General features: G+C 39.2%; 16 protein-coding genes. 8 read left to right on the top strand and 8 right to left on the bottom strand.

Going from position 1 to position 16278, the window contains the following annotated elements:
* Nucleotides 1–14: 14 nt before the first annotated feature.
* From R2Q85_RS00750 to R2Q85_RS00740, 3 genes are all read right to left on the bottom strand, one after another.
* Nucleotides 15–317: an RNA-binding protein gene (locus tag R2Q85_RS00750; protein ID WP_316809821.1), complete on the bottom strand. Its 303-nt coding sequence runs from the start codon at nt 315–317 to the stop codon at nt 15–17.
* Between the two features lie 128 nt (nt 318–445).
* Nucleotides 446–1564: a hypothetical protein gene (locus R2Q85_RS00745; protein WP_316809820.1), complete on the bottom strand. Its 1119-nt coding sequence runs from the start codon at nt 1562–1564 to the stop codon at nt 446–448.
* A 10-nt stretch (nt 1565–1574) separates the two neighbouring features.
* Nucleotides 1575–4169 (bottom strand): TonB-dependent receptor, encoded by a 2595-nt coding sequence (locus tag R2Q85_RS00740; protein ID WP_316809819.1) that lies wholly within the window; start codon nt 4167–4169, stop codon nt 1575–1577.
* A gap of 329 nt (nt 4170–4498) precedes the next feature.
* Between R2Q85_RS00740 and lpdA the strand changes: the two genes are divergently transcribed.
* The 6 genes from lpdA to R2Q85_RS00710 all read left to right on the top strand — a co-directional run bounded on the left by lpdA (nt 4499) and on the right by R2Q85_RS00710 (nt 11515).
* Nucleotides 4499–5887 (top strand): dihydrolipoyl dehydrogenase, encoded by a 1389-nt coding sequence (gene lpdA / locus R2Q85_RS00735; RefSeq protein WP_316809818.1) that lies wholly within the window; start codon nt 4499–4501, stop codon nt 5885–5887.
* A 180-nt stretch (nt 5888–6067) separates the two neighbouring features.
* Nucleotides 6068–6907 carry an MBL fold metallo-hydrolase gene (locus R2Q85_RS00730; RefSeq protein ID WP_316809817.1) on the top strand — a complete coding sequence of 280 codons (840 nt, stop codon included), beginning with the start codon at nt 6068–6070 and terminating at the stop codon, nt 6905–6907.
* A 146-nt stretch (nt 6908–7053) separates the two neighbouring features.
* On the top strand, nt 7054–7383 hold the full coding sequence (locus tag R2Q85_RS00725; protein WP_316809816.1) for a YegP family protein: 330 nt from the start codon (nt 7054–7056) through the stop codon (nt 7381–7383).
* A 418-nt stretch (nt 7384–7801) separates the two neighbouring features.
* Nucleotides 7802–8662 (top strand): RNA polymerase sigma factor RpoD/SigA, encoded by an 861-nt coding sequence (locus tag R2Q85_RS00720; protein ID WP_008242129.1) that lies wholly within the window; start codon nt 7802–7804, stop codon nt 8660–8662.
* A gap of 86 nt (nt 8663–8748) precedes the next feature.
* Entirely contained in the window at nt 8749–10197 is a 1449-nt protein-coding gene (locus R2Q85_RS00715; RefSeq protein ID WP_316809815.1) for a glyceraldehyde-3-phosphate dehydrogenase, read from the top strand.
* 361 nt (nt 10198–10558) lie between these two features.
* Complete coding sequence (locus R2Q85_RS00710; protein WP_316809814.1) at nt 10559–11515, top strand: M28 family peptidase; 957 nt, start codon at nt 10559–10561, stop codon at nt 11513–11515.
* A 3-nt stretch (nt 11516–11518) separates the two neighbouring features.
* Here the strand turns inward: R2Q85_RS00710 and R2Q85_RS00705 are convergent, their stop codons facing one another.
* From R2Q85_RS00705 to R2Q85_RS00685, 5 genes are all read right to left on the bottom strand, one after another.
* Nucleotides 11519–11785 carry a hypothetical protein gene (locus R2Q85_RS00705; RefSeq protein ID WP_316809813.1) on the bottom strand — a complete coding sequence of 89 codons (267 nt, stop codon included), beginning with the start codon at nt 11783–11785 and terminating at the stop codon, nt 11519–11521.
* 157 nt (nt 11786–11942) lie between these two features.
* The gene (locus R2Q85_RS00700; protein WP_316809812.1) at nt 11943–13565 is read right to left on the bottom strand and encodes a S41 family peptidase; all 1623 of its coding nucleotides are present in this window, start codon (nt 13563–13565) and stop codon (nt 11943–11945) included.
* Nucleotides 13566–13606: 41 nt separating this feature from the next.
* Complete coding sequence (locus R2Q85_RS00695) at nt 13607–14215, bottom strand: HAD hydrolase-like protein (protein WP_316809811.1); 609 nt, start codon at nt 14213–14215, stop codon at nt 13607–13609.
* 10 nt (nt 14216–14225) lie between these two features.
* Nucleotides 14226–14543: a hypothetical protein gene (locus tag R2Q85_RS00690; protein ID WP_316809810.1), complete on the bottom strand. Its 318-nt coding sequence runs from the start codon at nt 14541–14543 to the stop codon at nt 14226–14228.
* Nucleotides 14543–15196, bottom strand: coding sequence for an ABC transporter ATP-binding protein (locus R2Q85_RS00685; RefSeq protein WP_316809809.1), 654 nt, complete (start codon nt 15194–15196; stop codon nt 14543–14545). The genes R2Q85_RS00690 and R2Q85_RS00685 overlap by 1 nt, the downstream gene beginning before the upstream one ends.
* Before the next feature lie 112 nt (nt 15197–15308).
* Here R2Q85_RS00685 and R2Q85_RS00680 point away from each other — a divergent pair, with 112 nt between their 5' ends.
* Together R2Q85_RS00680 and R2Q85_RS00675 are read left to right on the top strand one after the other, a co-directional pair.
* A complete protein-coding gene (locus tag R2Q85_RS00680; protein ID WP_316809808.1) occupies nt 15309–15938 on the top strand; it encodes a hypothetical protein in 630 nt (209 codons plus the stop codon).
* The gene (locus R2Q85_RS00675; RefSeq protein WP_316809807.1) at nt 15938–16234 is read left to right on the top strand and encodes a transcriptional regulator; all 297 of its coding nucleotides are present in this window, start codon (nt 15938–15940) and stop codon (nt 16232–16234) included. Before R2Q85_RS00680 ends, R2Q85_RS00675 begins: the two co-directional genes overlap by 1 nt.
* Nucleotides 16235–16278: the final 44 nt, after the last annotated feature.

The raw sequence follows: 16278 nt of genomic DNA, 5'->3' as shown, positions 1-16278 counted from the left end.
CGGCTTAATAGCTGTTAAATCCTCGGTCTCTTCTTTTGATAAGAGTTACCGGTTTTTACTTTAGGCGCAGGCGCCACCTCTTCTGAGATTTTGATATTGAGCACCTGGCCTTCAAACTCTTCCCCATTCAGCAAAGCAACAGCCTTTTCCGCTTCTGCCTGATTGGCCATTTCTAAAAAAGCATAGCCCTTACACCGTTTAGTTACCTTATCGCGTACAACTTTAATGGTGTTCACCTGAGCACGGAGACTTATAAACATAACCAGGTCCAATTCAGAAACATTTGGTTTTAGCCCCCCAACAAAGATCTTTACCATAATATTAAATGAGATTTAAACGGTAAAAATATAAAATATATTGTTATTAGGTGCATCGCCGGAACAAAAAAAGCCCTGATTTATGATGAATCAGGGCTTTTTTTCATTAAGGTATAGCTAATTTTAAATTAGTTGGTCTCCGGAACAAACACAAATCCTGTTGCTGTTTTAGCAAAACTTTTTGTTCCTGTAGGACCTGCACCTCTGAACAATGCATATGTAATTTTGTACAGCACTGTTTCGTCTACAGGCGCACTAGCATATTTTACATTTAAGATTACGATTAAACCCGCATTAATATCAGCATCAGGCCAGTTATTAGCACCTCCACTTACATCAAAGGAACCAAATTGCGCCAGGTTAGCTCTGGCGGCTGCTGTTCCAACCGTGCTTGCACCAATAGTATTGTAATCGGCCCGGATTAGTGTATAATAAACAGTAGGATCTGGGATCCATGTTCCGTTTTTCTTAAGAAAAGCCAGCGGCGCAGATGGTATAGCCTTTGTACCCCAATTGACTCCGTCAAATATTAATGCCTTTATTCTCTGATAGGTATTGCTTGAGGCAAAGTATGCGAACGATACATATTTAATATCACCTGCCTTGGCCTTTGCAGCAACTGATGCGTCAGATTTTAAAAATGTATTAAAAAATCCTGTAAGGTTGGCCTCATCAGCTGCACCAAAATTAAAGACCGTTAATTTACCAGCAGAGATGTATTGTGCCTGCGAAACCTGATATGCCTTAATCCATTCGTTATTTAAGAAAATAAATGTTTCTACTACCGCCACACCAGCACTGCTGGTAGCCCCGCTTTCAAAGTAAACATAGCTTAGCACAGCCAATTGCTTATCAACAGCAACCGGATATTTTGTTCCTAGGAATTTTAAAACATTGATAGCAGAAAAATTCTTAAAAGCATTACCGTTGGTAGCTGCATAATCAGCATCAGTAACTATGTAAGTGATCTTCTTCAACAAACTATCAGCGGGCTTGATCTGCGCTGGTATTGCATTGTAAACCACGTTAGCTTTGGTGCCGTTCGGCATTTGAGCATAGTCTTTGTTGAGCGTTGCCACAATACCCGTGTTAGCTGCTGCTGCTGACGAATAGTTGGTGGTGACTGTGAGCGCCATTGTTTTAGTGTCCGTATTTGGCTTCAAATTATTTATTTCATCCTTTAAAGGATTGCAGGCAGTGAATATCATGCTAATAAACGCTACAAGGTATAATATGTTCTTTTTCATAAGAATTATTTTAAAAATTAACTTTTAACCCAACTGTCCATGTTCTGCCGGCACCATAGTATACATTGGCATTATTTGCATCGCTTACACCCGTTGTATTGTCAAAAAATGCATTTGCATCAGAAATGTATTCAACATCAAGCAAGTTGTTTACGTTTGCAAATAAAGAGGAACCCACCCCTGCAAATTTGAATTTAAATACAGCATTGACATCTACCAGAGAATAGCTTGGCACACGCCAAGGCTTCAGGTTTTCCTTTGTGATTGCAGTAGGAACGAATGAAGAGTAAAAATTAGTGAAGTAATTATAGTCAGCTCCGATTTTTAAATCTTCGGTTACATTAAAGGCTGCGCCCAAGGCTAAAGTTGTCTGAGGCTGGTCACCAACCTTAAGATTTTTGGTGTAAATAGGTCCAATTGTACCACCATTCTGTAAAGGGTTACCATTTACATCCAGTACAATGGCCTGCGGAACATTATTTGACCATTTCCAGTCTCCAACAGAAAGCATCCCGTTAATTGTTAACGATTTCACAGGGGTATATTTGAAATCAACTTCCACCCCCTGATGCAATGCGTCAACACCAGTTAAATTTGCCGTATAAAACTGTTGAGTTTGCGTATCGTAAAAGGCTGTATTTGTAGTTCTGTCTTTCCAGGTTGTACGATATAAATTAACGTTACCAGAAAACCTGGTGCTTCTGTAGCCATATCCCAATTCGTAGCTAAGAATTTTTTCTGTAAGTGCGTCAGGGTTCTTTGTATTCTGATAGCCTGTGAAAACAGCTTCAAAAATCGGCGCTTTTTCAAAATAACCAACATTAGCAAATACATTATGGTTCTGATCAAGGTTGTAGTTCGCACCTCCCTTAGCCTGATATCCAAAAAAGTTTACTTTTACACTCTTGCGCAACGGATCAGTATCTAAATACCGAAAATGATCAACACGCTGATAAGAGGTATTGGATCCAGACAAGGACACAAATGCAGATAAATCTTCGTATGAATATTCTCCCTGAACAAAAGCACCCTGCCAGCCTACTAAGCCATCATAGTAAAATCCAATTTTATCACCGGTTTTAGCCATGTTAATTGGATTATTGATGTTACCACCGCCTCTGCTTGTTGTAGGTGTTCCACTATACACGTCTAAAACGTATTCAGCACCCAGCAAATTTCTTACTGAGTTGTAGTGTACTCCTTTATATTCTCTTAAATCAAGTCCGGCTAACAAATCAAATTTATCATTCAGCTTTTTCTTATAAGTACTCAACAAACCACCCCAGGTATGGTCGTTTCTGTATGACTGCAGGTATGCAACAGCTTTACCGTCCTGTGCTGCCGTATTTAAATCTACCAATGCATCTATATCAACCGGTGTGTATTTGTTACCAGTTCTGGTAGTCAGAAAAAGATTGGCATTGTTCGGGAATTCATTTCCTCCTCTACCCATCGATCCATATATTGCCGTAGATAATGAAGATGTTTCGTCAATGATCCAGCTGTGGTTCAGGGAAACCTGAGGTTTATGATAATAATTACCGCTGATCGTTTTTTCTTTTCCATCAAGAATACCATAATTAGGGTTGAATTTGTTACCCTGAGGGGCCTCTTTGTAATAGGCAAGATTAAAACGTTCAAATCTGGACGCATGGTACTGAGGTGCGCCAAAACCTGTTAACGATAAGGTATGTTTTGCATTAATTATCTTAGATACATTGAAGAAATAACTATATGCCTCATACGCCAAACCATTTACATAACCATCACCCACATTTCTGGAGCCCATGGCAGAAAATGCCCAACCCTTATCTGTTAAGCCTGTCGAGTAAGAAAATGTAGTTTTATTAAAACCATAGCTACCTAGTCCCTGGTAAATAAAACCTCCTTTTTTAACGTCCGTAGTCCGGGTTTGAATATTGACGGTACCACCAAGGGAAGGAACTGCTACTTTAGAAGCTCCCAAACCTCTTTGTACCTGTATAGAACTCGTTACATCGTTAAGTCCGGCCCAGTTAGACCAGAATACACGCCCGTCTTCCATATCATTTACAGGAATACCATTGATCATTACTGCAATGTTGGCACTCTGGAATCCCCTCATGTTAATCCTTGAATCACCAAAACCACCACCGGTACCTTTTGTTGCATATACACCCGGCGTAGATTTAAGCAGCTCAGGAAATTCCTGCTGACCACCTTTTTCTGCTATTCTTTCCGAATTAACAACAGAAATTGCAACTGGCGTTTTCCTGTCAATGGCGATGTTATTGGCTACAATCATTACCTCATCCATTGTATTTGAACTGGAAGTTAAAGTGATAAAGCCAAGATCATTTTTACCCGCAGGTACAACAACTTCCTTACGGTTGTAACCGATGTAAGAAATAACCAGAATACTGGCCCCATCCTGTTTTTTAATAGAAAAAGCACCATCTGATGAGGTAGAGGTAGACACACCAGTTCCTTTTAAAGCTACAACAGCTCCTGGCAATGACTCTTTAGTCAATGAATCGATCACTTTACCCTTAATTGTTTGCTGGGCAAATGCGCCTATAGCAACAAATTGTAGCAGTAAAGAGAAAACTAGTAAAGATTTCTTCATACTTTTTAAGTTAGTTAATAATGTTTTTTAATCATGATACTTAAAATATCACCGCAAAGTTAAATATTTATTATGCATGCATTTCTTTTTCAATGTTAAATAATTATTAATAATGCGGGTATTTTTCAACATTTAACAATTGGATTAAATATGCAACCTACAGTTTATCAGTTATTTATATCAATTCCATATAACAATGCTTTTTGGAATTAAGTGTTATTTGTACACTTATCATTCAAATCACACATTCCTATACTGCATGACAGGTTTAATGAACAATTTTTTATAATTTTGGTGCGTACTAAAGTTAAATTCCTTTTAATAAAGATATGAACTACGATGTAATTGTAATTGGCAGCGGTCCTGGTGGATATGTGGCTGCGATCAGAGCTTCTCAGTTAGGTTTGAAAACTGCAGTAGTTGAACGCGAATCCTTAGGTGGAATATGCCTTAACTGGGGCTGTATACCAACCAAAGCATTGCTAAAAAGCGCTCAGGTATTTGAATATATTAACCATGCCGCTGAGTATGGAATTAAAACTGCTGAAGCTGAGGCGGATTTTGCTGCTGTGATCAAACGCAGTCGTGGTGTTGCCGACGGCATGAGTAAAGGCGTTCAGTTCCTGATGAAAAAGAACAAGATTGATGTGATCATGGGCAGCGGCAAAGTTAAATCTGGCAATAAAGTAGAAGTTAAAGCTGCTGACGGATCACAAAAAGAATACACTGCAACTAGTATCATATTGGCTACAGGTGGAAGATCAAGAGAATTGCCTAATCTAAAGCAGGACGGCAAAAAAGTGATCGGATACAGACAGGCGATGGTATTGCCTGAACAACCAAAATCAATGGTTGTTGTTGGCTCTGGTGCTATCGGTGTAGAATTCGCTTATTTCTATGCTACTTTAGGTACTAAGGTTACTATTGTAGAGTTTATGGACAATGTAGTTCCTGTTGAGGATGAAGACGTATCTAAACAATTGCTACGCAGTTTCAAAAAAGCAGGAATTGAAATCATGACTTCTTCCAGTGTAGAGTCTGTAGATACCAGCGGTGCAGGATGTAAAGTTCAGGTAAAAACTGCTGCTGGTATGCAAACTTTAGAATGTGATATCGTGCTTTCTGCTGCCGGAGTTGTTGCCAATATTGAGCATCTTGGTTTGGAAGAAACTGGTATCAAAACAGAAAAAGGTAAAGTGGTAGTAGACGAGTTTTACAATACTTCTGTAAAGGGTTATTATGCCATTGGTGATATCGTTGGTGGACAGGCCCTTGCTCACGTTGCTTCTGCGGAAGGCATTATCTGTGTAGAGAAGATTGCTGGCCACAAACCGGAACCTTTGGATTACAACAACATCCCCGGATGTACTTACTGCAGCCCCGAGATTGCTTCTGTAGGTTATACAGAAAAGGCAGCAAAAGCAGCAGGGTATGAACTAAAGATTGGCAAATTTCCATTCTCGGCATCTGGTAAAGCAAGCGCAGCGGGTGCTAAAGATGGTTTTGTAAAACTGATATTTGATGCAAAATATGGTGAGTTGCTGGGCGCACACATGATTGGTGCCAACGTAACGGAAATGATTGCTGAGATTGTTGTTGCCCGTAAGCTGGAAACAACAGGACACGAGATGATTAAGTCTGTACATCCGCACCCAACGATGAGCGAAGCAATTATGGAAGCTGCTGCTGATGCGTATGGAGAGGTTATACATTTATAAGACACAAAATTAGTTGATAAAAAATTGAGGGGTGGTTTTTAACTACCTCTTTTTTTGCGCATTTTTTTTTCATATTTCAGGATATTTTTTGTGCTCCACCCTTACTGGTGCTTTCCTTATATTTACATTTATTATGATCACAGCATATTTTTTTGAATTTTGCACTAACTTATTCTGACCATGAATTTATATACGATTAATACAGGCTTTTTTAAACTGGATGGGGGCGCCATGTTTGGTGTGGTACCTAAATCGATATGGCAGCGCAGCAATCCGGCTGACAGCAATAATCTTTGTACCTGGGCCATGCGCTGTTTGCTGATTGAAGACGGAGAGCGGCTGATATTGATTGACAATGGGATCGGTGATAAACAGGATGCCAAATTCTTAGGACATTATGACCTCCATGGCGATGATACTTTAGATAAATCCCTGGCAGCAAAGGGTTTTAGCCGTGACGACATTACTGATGTATTTTTAACGCACCTGCATTTTGATCATTGCGGAGGTTCTATTGTCCGAACAGGTGATAAACTTCGTCCTGCATTTAAAAATGCATTTTACTGGAGCAATGCCAGGCATTGGGATTGGGCAGTTCATCCCAACGACAGAGAAAAAGCTTCCTTTTTGAAAGAGAACATCCTGCCGATACAGGAAAGCGGACAGCTCAGGTTTATTGCGGATACCGATGGTGTAGCTTTTCATGACGGTATAATTATTCGCTTTGCATACGGGCACACAGATGCTATGATGCTGCCGCAAATACAATACAAAGGAAAAACTATTGTTTATATGGCAGATCTGCTGCCCTCTGTTGGACATATCCCTCTTCCCTATGTAATGGCTTACGATATGTTTCCTTTGAAAACACTAAGCGAGAAGAAAAACTTTTTACAGGAAGCGCTGGACAATCAATATATTTTGTACCTGGAGCATGACCCGGTTAACGAATGTTGTACACTACAACAGACTGAAAAAGGCATCAGACTGGACCAGAGTTTCGATTTGGCCAGTGTTTAAGGGCTGACCTTGTTAAATAGCTACCCAATTCAATATTTAACAGGTTAAACAAAAAAAAGTTGCCGATCATTTCTGTTTAATATTTGTTTTTTATACATTGAATTGTAAAGTCAACCTAATTAAAAAACAAATTAAAGAAAAGTATCATGGGTAAGTTTGAAATTACTACCAGAAAAAATGGAGAGTACCAATTCAATTTAAAAGCGGGAAACGGACAGGTCATTTTAAGCAGCGAAGGTTATACCACTAAAAGTGCATGTAACAACGGCATCGAATCTGTTAGAAAAAATTCGCAAGACGATAGCAAATTTGAAAGAAAAACCTCTTCAAATGGAAAGCCTTATTTTAATTTAAAAGCCTCAAACGGACAGGCGATCGGAAATAGTGAAATGTATGAAAGTGAATCAAGCAGAGATAACGGAATTGAATCTGTAAAGAAGAATGCACCGGATGCAGAAGTTTCAGATCTGAGTTAGTTATTTCAAACCAAATACCATCCGAGCCTGTCAATGCTGTGCTGAACATAGTCTTGACAGGCCTGTTTATTTTTGTAAACTATAAAAATTCAGCTGTAGTGTAATCACTCCAAATAAAAACCGGCCAAATCTAATTTTATTGACAGAATTTATAGAAGAAAGTAATATTTTAGATAAAACTTTATCGGGATATTATCAACATCTTACATCAAATCATTGACTAACAATAAATTAACGATAATCACAAGCATAAACATGAAATGCTGACAAAAGTATTTTGGAATAATTATTGCTGATCTAACATAATGCAAATTACAGTTGTAAAGTGTAACATTTTCAGGAATTTATGTTTCATAAGTTGCCTTAAAATTCTTACTTTTGCACGTTCAAAATACATAACGAGTACCAAAACATATAAATGAGACAACTCAAAATCACGCAATCAATTACCAATCGCGAAAGTCAATCATTAGACAAATACCTTCACGAGATTGGTAAAGTGGATTTAATCACAGCAGAAGAAGAAGTAATACTGGCACGGAAGATAAGGGAAGGTGATCAGGCTGCATTAGAACGCTTAACAAAAACCAATTTACGCTTTGTGGTTTCGGTAGCGAAACAATATCAAAACCAGGGTTTAACTTTGGGAGACTTAATTAACGAAGGTAACCTGGGCTTGATTAAAGCAGCAAAGCGTTTTGATGAAACTAAGGGTTTTAAATTTATCTCTTATGCGGTTTGGTGGATCCGTCAGTCGATTTTGCAGGCTATTGCCGAGCAAAGCCGTATTGTACGTTTGCCCTTGAACCAGGTTGGCTCATTAAGTAAAATCAGTAAAGCATTTTCTAAATTAGAGCAGGAATATGAACGCGAGCCATCTCCTGAAGAACTGGCAGATATTTTAGAAACAACGGTTGATAAAATCTCCGACACTTTAAGCAATTCTGGTCGCCACGTGTCTATGGATGCACCTTTTGTTCAAGGTGAAGAAAACACCTTGCTGGATGTATTGGAAAATCATGAACCAAATACAGACAGCAGCCTGATCAATGAATCGCTTTCAGAAGAGATCAAACGCTCCCTTTCCACTTTAACTGAACGTGAACGTGAAATCATTGTGCTCTTCTTTGGGTTAAGTACAAACCACCCGCTTTCTTTAGAAGAGATTGGCGAGAAATTTAATTTGACACGCGAGCGTGTTCGTCAGATCAAAGACAAAGCACTGCAGCGTTTGCGTCATACTTCAAGAAGCAAAATATTAAAATCATATTTGGGATAAGCAAGCGGCAAAATTATAAAGTAAAAAGATTGGGTACTCGCCCGATCTTTTTTATTTTTGTGCCATTCTAACCAAAAATTCCTGACATGTTAAAGAAGTACCAGTCCGAGTTCCAAAACTGGATTGAAAAAGAAAAGAAAGCTATTGAGCTCATCAATATTGTTGGTCAGCTATGGTTCGACAGGTCTGTTGAGCTTGTATTGTTCCGAAAGCCTTTATTTGATGTAGGCAGTAGTGAAATCCTGGCACATCACCAGTACGCCAAAGAAGTAAGCGGTAAAGACATCAGCATTTATGAGACTTTAGAACTTGCCACAACCATTGCAAAATGTAATCTTGCGCCCTCCAGGGTCGATGTTGGCCGTCTGGCTTCAGAATGGCTGACAGACAACAACAACTATTCTTCTATTCATGATTTTGTAGTTAGCAAACTCAGTAAACATATTGGAAAAGACAAGATCAGCCTGAAACCAAAAGATGTGGTATTATTTGGCTTCGGTCGCATTGGACGGATAGCTGCCCGTGAACTTATTCTGCAGGCAGGTAAAGGAGAGCAGCTTCGTTTAAGGGCAATTGTAACCAGAAGTTACAGCGATGAAGAATTGATCAAAAGAGCTGAACTGCTACGCACAGATTCTATTCATGGCCCTTTTAATGGTACTATAGTTGAAGATTTCGAGAATAGGGCCCTGATCGTCAATGGTCAGACCATTCAATTTATCGTTGCTACTGCTCCGGAAACTGTAGATTATACAGCTTACGACATTAAAGATGCGCTTTTAATAGACAATACAGGTATTTACCGTGATCGCGAAGGCTTAAGCAGACACCTGAAGGCTAAAGGGATCAGCAAGGTGCTGCTTACCGCACCGGCTAAAGGCGATATCCCCAATATTGTGGCTGGCATAAACGATACAGGTGTAGATTTCAAAGCTGAAAACATCTTATCAAATGCTTCCTGCACTACAAATGCTATAGTTCCTGTGCTGAAAATTGTTGATGATGCTTTCGGCATTGAAAAAGGTCATATAGAAACTGTACATTCTTATACAAATGATCAGAACTTACTAGACAACTACCATAAAAAATACCGTCGCGGACGTTCCGCAGCACTAAACCTGGTTATCACAGAAACCGGTGCAGATAAAGCAGTAGCTAAGGTAATCCCCCATTTAGGTGGTAAATTAACGGGCAATGCGGTACGGGTCCCTACCCCCAATGTTTCGCTGGCTATATTAAACTTATCTTTAAATAAGATAACTTCTAAAGAAGAAGTAAGCGAGGTTTTAAAACAAGCTTCCTTATTTGGTGACCTCTCTGAGCAGATTGAGTATTCCATTTCAAATGAACTGGTAAGCACAGACCTGATTGGAAACAGTCATGCCTCCATTATCGATGGTCCGGCTACCATCATCGCAAAAGACAACAAGTCGATTGTACTTTATGCCTGGTACGATAACGAATACGGGTATACCAGACAAGTGGTCCGCCTTGCCAAAAAAATGGCTGGTGTAATCAGGCTGACCTATTACTAAAACCATAACTCCGTTTATACGAAAGGCCTGTTCAAAATATTGAACAGGCCTTTTCACTTGATGTTAGGATTTAAAACTGAACCACCTTTGGTTTAGTCTGCACAATGTCTTCAATCTTTATCATGACTTCCCCGGTTAACAAGGGGACAGTCAATTTATCGGCAGAAGTACGCCAGCTACCGAGGGACAATGCACCTACCTGCAATCCTGATTTTCCTAAACGCCTGTATTCTATTTTAAAAATTTTATGATTAACAATAAGCCCAAATTAGGCGGATTAGTTTAAAACAGCAGGGCCTTCCATAAGTTTTTACAAAAATAGCATTGTCGTTATATCGGCCAATATAATTACCTTTATACCATGTCTAAGCCCATGTATATGAATACCTACCTGTTGTTATCGTTGGCCTTATTGTTAAGCTGCAGTTCCGTAAAAAACACAACAGTGAACGCAGCAGATCAAACTTTACTAAGCGATGTGGAAATACTTTCTTCTGATGCTTATGAAGGTCGAAAAACAGGAACTAAAGGAGCAGAAATGGCCGGAACCTATCTCAGCAACCGTTTTAAGGAAATTGGATTAAAATCGTTTCCTCAGCTTAAGGGCTATGCGCAGGATTTTTCATTTAACACCAGCAAAGGATCGATTGGGGGCAAGAACATCATCGGTTTTATAGCTGGAAAAAGCGATAAAGTGATGGTGATCTCTGCACATTATGATCATATTGGTATCATCAGGAACGAAATATACAATGGTGCAGATGACAATGCTTCCGGTGTAGCCGCATTGCTCAAATTTGCCACCTATTATCAAACACATAAACCTAACCATACCCTAATTTTTGCCGCATTTGATGGGGAAGAAATGGGCCTGCAAGGGGCAAAAGCATTTGTAGCAAACCCACCGGTAAACCTTGAGCAGATCATCATGAACATCAATATGGATATGATCAGTCATAACGACAAGGGAGAACTTTATGCCTGTGGCACATTTAAATACCCACTGCTAAAAAACTATTTTTATACCACAAACCCCAACCTCAAAGTACTATTTGGCCATGATGACCCCGCGCTGGGCAAAGATGACTGGACCAGACAAAGTGACCATTCGGCATTTAACGATAAAAATATTCCGTTTATCTATTTCGGCGTGGAGGACCATAAAGATTACCACAAAGCAAGCGATGAATATCAGCACATTAACAAAACTTTTTTTATTGATGCCAGCAATGCAATCTTAGAGATCATCAATAACATCGATAAAGAACGTGATATCCAACAGCTTTTCCACGAAAAGCAACGTATGAAAAAACAATAAAACCTAGAAGTCTATTTCGATTAAGCTTGTCAATGGAATGTGGATTCCATTTTTAAGTTGAATGTATTTTTCTGTAACTGACCATACCGTAGTCGAAACCGTTTTAGGTCCTTCTTTGGTATTGAAAGTGATGTCTGCTTTTGACTTAAACTCATTACCCAAACGTTGGGCTGAATTTAATTTATCCCTTAATTCTTCTGTATGATTTTGATCAGCTGGCACAATCTGGCTGATATCTATTGCTTCTTTCGCGATTAATTCCCCTAACATAATATACTAGCTAAATACTGGTTAAACACTCGTTTAACCCCCTAATTACAATACCAATAAACAAAAAAAGCGCCATACTTCAAAGGCATTCACACAATTGTGTCAATAAAATTTCTGATACATGACAAAGTCTTCTGATTAACAGCCGCTTAATTTATCACTTGGCTTTATGGCGATTTTCAATCATTCCTACAAAGCCAGCTCCCTCACCCACAGGGGCTGTGAAATTTTGACCTTCAAGAGAAATGGTTTTGTTTCCAATACTTAATACTGCTTTTGCACCAGATGCAGTGCCCGTTGTTGTAACCGGCGTTAATAGACTAATGGCCCTGGCCAGGTAAATTTCCTTTTCATCACCCAACTGGTATGTTGGATTTTCCAACGCACTTATATCAGGTACCATCCCAGAGAAATATCCACCCTGATCAGCCGAATTTTTAGTTTCGAACAAGGAATAGAACACGTCATACTTGTTTTGAAGCCGTATTGGAAAAAACCCAATTGGTTTCCCATAAGTAGTTTGTCCAACCAGTTTAACATTCATTTTGGGTTTTAATGAATTGATCACCAGTTCACTTGCAGATGCTGTATTGCGGGAAACCAGGAACACAATATTGTTTACACCCGTCAGGTTTCCTATTTTACTAAAGGAATAGGTATTTCCGGCAACAGTGTAATCGATATCATCAAAATAATTCATGATCCGTCCGTTTTTATACCGTACCTTATCATTGTCATCCAGCACCGGCTGTTTTTTCATAATGGTGGCCTTTCCGTCCCTCAATGTTGCATTATAATACTCCTTGTACATGACTCCAGTAGCCGATATTGGCGCAATAAGGTTAATCAAACGTTCGGCAGTACTGATGTAGCCGCCACCATTGTACCTTAAATCAATTACCAGATCGGTAACATTCTGTGTGGCGAAACTACTAAAGACATCACCTAAAGCGGTAAAAGAATTGCTTTCATTTGAAAAGCGACCATAAGCCAGATAACCTATTTTTTTATTTCCAACAGTAATTACTTTAGACTCGTATACCGGGCTGCTGCTGTAAGATTTTTTGGTTAAGCTCACATTAAATGTTTCACCTTGTACATCATTGGTAAATTTATATCCCTCTATGGTCACCGTATTTTTAGCAAATTCGTCATAAATGGCATTGAATTCGCTGTTATAATTCGTACCAAATGAACGGCCATTTATTTTGGTAATTGCCCAGCCCCTTTTTACACCCTTTGCCTGTGCATCAGACCCCGGATAAACCACGGTTACAAAAATAGTATAGTTGCTGTTGGTGCCAAAGGGGATCCACATCACCCCAGTATCATTTCCATTTCCATTCAGATCAACGGCCGATTTTGAATTCGGCACATTTGATGTAGGACTTGGGTTTCTATCATTTATATCTTCAATATAAGAGTATTTAGGAGTAGAATTACCCGCAATATAATCGGCAGAAGCGGAAGTTTTGACCAGATTATACAGGTTGTTCTCATAATTCACCAGTTCTGAGCTGGCTGTGTTATACTGACGGGGCAAGTAATCATCGTAAGATGGTAAAGAAGCATTCCAATAATAGATCTGCTGAGCATACAAAAATAAAGAATCATTGGTCAGTTCCATCCTGTTAGTGGTCGGTGTCTGCTTCGCATTTGAGCCTAATGCTGGCGGATCCGGCTCGGGTGTTACTTTAGATTTTTTGCATGCCACAAGGGCTATAATTATAAGCAGCACCAAAAGGAAAGCATATTTCCTTTGCCAAACTACATTCATCATCTTCAATATTTTATATAAATATACGAGTAATATGAACGTAATTAATCAGTAAATAGTTCTTCAGCCGGTAAATAACATATTTTAACATTTGCAGCACTTTTCCTGGCAAATTCCGACCGGCCCAGAAGTAATGTCTTTTCTTTTTTCAGCCCGTGTTTTTCAACAATAGACCTAAGAGGGTTCGGCGTCTCTGTAAGTTCTTCAGTAAAATATACCGTAAGGTATTTTTCCAGGCCATTCCATTCGGTCTGCTTAATTTTGTTGAGCTGCATTACCGGACTTCCCTGTACCAATAAAAAAATCTGTTTTCGTTCCAGCACTATTTCCTGTAAAAAACGGAGTACTTTATCATATATAAGCAGCTTAAGCGGCAACCGTACACTTAGCAATAACATGTCAAAATTAACCTGGTATTTATCAGGGATGTTGAATTTTGCAGCTGTTTTAGCAAACAGGTTTGTGCTACCGTCTTCCAGGTAAGTGGCCTGCATAAATTTAATTATATCGGTGGCGCTCATTTGCTCCCCGTACTCAATAAACTGGGCAAACAGATAATACACCTGCAACAGATAATCCTTTTCAGGATAAATCACATCATCCAGTTCAAAAATAAAAGCTTCATTGTCTTTTAAATATTTCTCAAATGCCATTACCTGTTTTTTATTGGATAACCTGATCTGTCTCAGGCATTAAAACCTGGATGTTAAATTCTTTAAAAAGCAGGGTCGACTTTGCAACTTCCGCAATTTCAAAAGCATGCAGTGGCAAAATAGCTTCCACCTCTTCATCAAGACAATGGCTCAATAAATTGTGCGCGATAATATCGTCGTTCCGGACACCCAGCGAGATGAACTGATATTTTGCAGACGGAAATGCGGGTACTTCACCGTATTCTGCCAGCACTATGGTATCTCCTGTAAATTTGACCAGCAGCTTTAATGCCTGGGAAGACATCCCCCCGGTAATCAAAATCTTCATTAATATATAATTAAACCGTCCTTCATGGTTACTACCCTGTCGCTGATCTTCGCCAGATCTTCATTATGTGTAACAATGACAAAAGTTTGTTTAAAATTATCCCTAAGTGTGATAAAAAAATCGTGCAGGGCATTTGCGTTTGCAGAATCCAGGTTTCCTGAAGGTTCATCTGCAAGAATGATTGCAGGATTATTGATCAATGCCCTGGCCACCGCTACCCGTTGCTGTTCTCCACCTGACAACTGGTTAGGTTTATGATCTGCCCGGTCTTTTAAACCCAGTAACTCCAGCAATTCAGCAGCGCGTTGTTCTGCTTGTTTCTTAGCCGTTTTAGCAATAAAAGCCGGGATACAGATGTTTTCTAATGCTGTAAATTCCGGCAACAGGTGATGAAACTGGAAAACAAAGCCGATGTTACGGTTGCGAAAAACACTGAGCAGTTCGCCCGAAAGCTTACTCACCTTTGTTCCGTTCAGCTCTACAGTTCCTTCATCAGGTTTATCCAGTGTACCTAAAATATGCAAAAGCGTACTTTTACCGGCTCCCGAAGCACCGATGATACTTACAATCTCCCCTTTTTCAACTTCAAAATCAACACCTTTTAATATTGGCAGATTTCCATAAGCTTTTTTTATACCTGTGGCTTTTAGCATAGATGCAAACTTACAAAAAACCATAAACTAAAAATGTCCCAACAAATTTTCTTCAGTATTATTTGGAAAATCAGAAATATGAGCTAACTTTGAAAAACAAAGTACTTTTAAAATGAGCAATCAGAAAGAACAACTCAATGCATTGAACGACATCAGGAACATCATGAACCGTTCATCAAGATTCATTTCTTTAAGCGGGCTATCCGGAGTTTTTGCGGGTTTTACCGCCCTTATAGGCGCCTATCTTGCCCATATAGAAATAACTGATTATATCAATGGGCAGTACACCTACGGACAATCTGACCTTGACTTAGAATTTAACCTGATTAAAATAGGTCTCGGTGTACTCCTTGTAGCACTGGTGGGTGGCCTCCTGCTAACCTTAAGACAAACCAAAAAGAAGAACCTCCCATTTTGGGACAGGACGACTAAAAATCTGCTCATTAATCTGGCTATCCCGCTAATATCTGGCGGTCTGTTCATCATTGCCCTGCTGCTCGTTCATCCAAATACCTATGGTTTAATTGCACCTTCCTGCCTGGTATTTTATGGGCTGGCCCTGATCAACGCCAGCAAGTATACTTATACTGACATCCGGTTTTTAGGATTTTGTGAAGTAATTCTTGGCTTAATAGCCATGTTCAATATTGGTTATGGGCTTTACTTCTGGGCGGCCGGTTTTGGTTTTCTACATATCCTTTACGGGATGATCATGTATTTTAAATACGAAAGGGCCAAATAATGAAAAATCCAATAGAAGCCCTTAACAAGATTTTCGACAGTAGGATCAGGCTGGGCGTAATGTCAGTACTTATAGTCAACGAAAGTGTCAGTTTTAATGAACTGAAGCAGTTGCTGGAACTCACAGATGGTAATCTTGCCTCCCATTTAAACACACTTGAACAAGCCCAATACCTGAAAGTCCAGAAATCATTTATTGGAAAAAAAACAAATACAACTTATACACTTACTGAACCGGGAAGATATGCCTTTAAAGCACATCTGGATGCTTTAGAGAAAATGATTAAAGGCATTTAATTTTTTTTTACACATACACTTTGAAATACAAAGCACTTTTAAAA

The organism is Pedobacter heparinus, from assembly GCF_032678725.1.
Taxonomy (GTDB): Bacteria; Bacteroidota; Bacteroidia; order Sphingobacteriales; family Sphingobacteriaceae; genus Pedobacter; species Pedobacter heparinus_A.
Note: the sequence above shows the minus strand (reverse complement) of the source record. Positions and strands in the feature narration are given on the sequence as shown.

Coding starts and splice junctions, on each gene's coding strand:
- R2Q85_RS00750 (WP_316809821.1), bottom strand. CDS start 317: ATGGTAAAGATCTTTGTTGGGGGGCTAAAACCAAATGTTTCTGAATTG.
- R2Q85_RS00745 (WP_316809820.1), bottom strand. CDS start 1,564: ATGAAAAAGAACATATTATACCTTGTAGCGTTTATTAGCATGATATTC.
- R2Q85_RS00740 (WP_316809819.1), bottom strand. CDS start 4,169: ATGAAGAAATCTTTACTAGTTTTCTCTTTACTGCTACAATTTGTTGCT.
- lpdA (WP_316809818.1), top strand. CDS start 4,499: ATGAACTACGATGTAATTGTAATTGGCAGCGGTCCTGGTGGATATGTG.
- R2Q85_RS00730 (WP_316809817.1), top strand. CDS start 6,068: ATGAATTTATATACGATTAATACAGGCTTTTTTAAACTGGATGGGGGC.
- R2Q85_RS00725 (WP_316809816.1), top strand. CDS start 7,054: ATGGGTAAGTTTGAAATTACTACCAGAAAAAATGGAGAGTACCAATTC.
- R2Q85_RS00720 (WP_008242129.1), top strand. CDS start 7,802: ATGAGACAACTCAAAATCACGCAATCAATTACCAATCGCGAAAGTCAA.
- R2Q85_RS00715 (WP_316809815.1), top strand. CDS start 8,749: ATGTTAAAGAAGTACCAGTCCGAGTTCCAAAACTGGATTGAAAAAGAA.
- R2Q85_RS00710 (WP_316809814.1), top strand. CDS start 10,559: ATGTCTAAGCCCATGTATATGAATACCTACCTGTTGTTATCGTTGGCC.
- R2Q85_RS00705 (WP_316809813.1), bottom strand. CDS start 11,785: ATGTTAGGGGAATTAATCGCGAAAGAAGCAATAGATATCAGCCAGATT.
- R2Q85_RS00700 (WP_316809812.1), bottom strand. CDS start 13,565: ATGATGAATGTAGTTTGGCAAAGGAAATATGCTTTCCTTTTGGTGCTG.
- R2Q85_RS00695 (WP_316809811.1), bottom strand. CDS start 14,215: ATGGCATTTGAGAAATATTTAAAAGACAATGAAGCTTTTATTTTTGAA.
- R2Q85_RS00690 (WP_316809810.1), bottom strand. CDS start 14,543: ATGAAGATTTTGATTACCGGGGGGATGTCTTCCCAGGCATTAAAGCTG.
- R2Q85_RS00685 (WP_316809809.1), bottom strand. CDS start 15,196: ATGCTAAAAGCCACAGGTATAAAAAAAGCTTATGGAAATCTGCCAATA.
- R2Q85_RS00680 (WP_316809808.1), top strand. CDS start 15,309: ATGAGCAATCAGAAAGAACAACTCAATGCATTGAACGACATCAGGAAC.
- R2Q85_RS00675 (WP_316809807.1), top strand. CDS start 15,938: ATGAAAAATCCAATAGAAGCCCTTAACAAGATTTTCGACAGTAGGATC.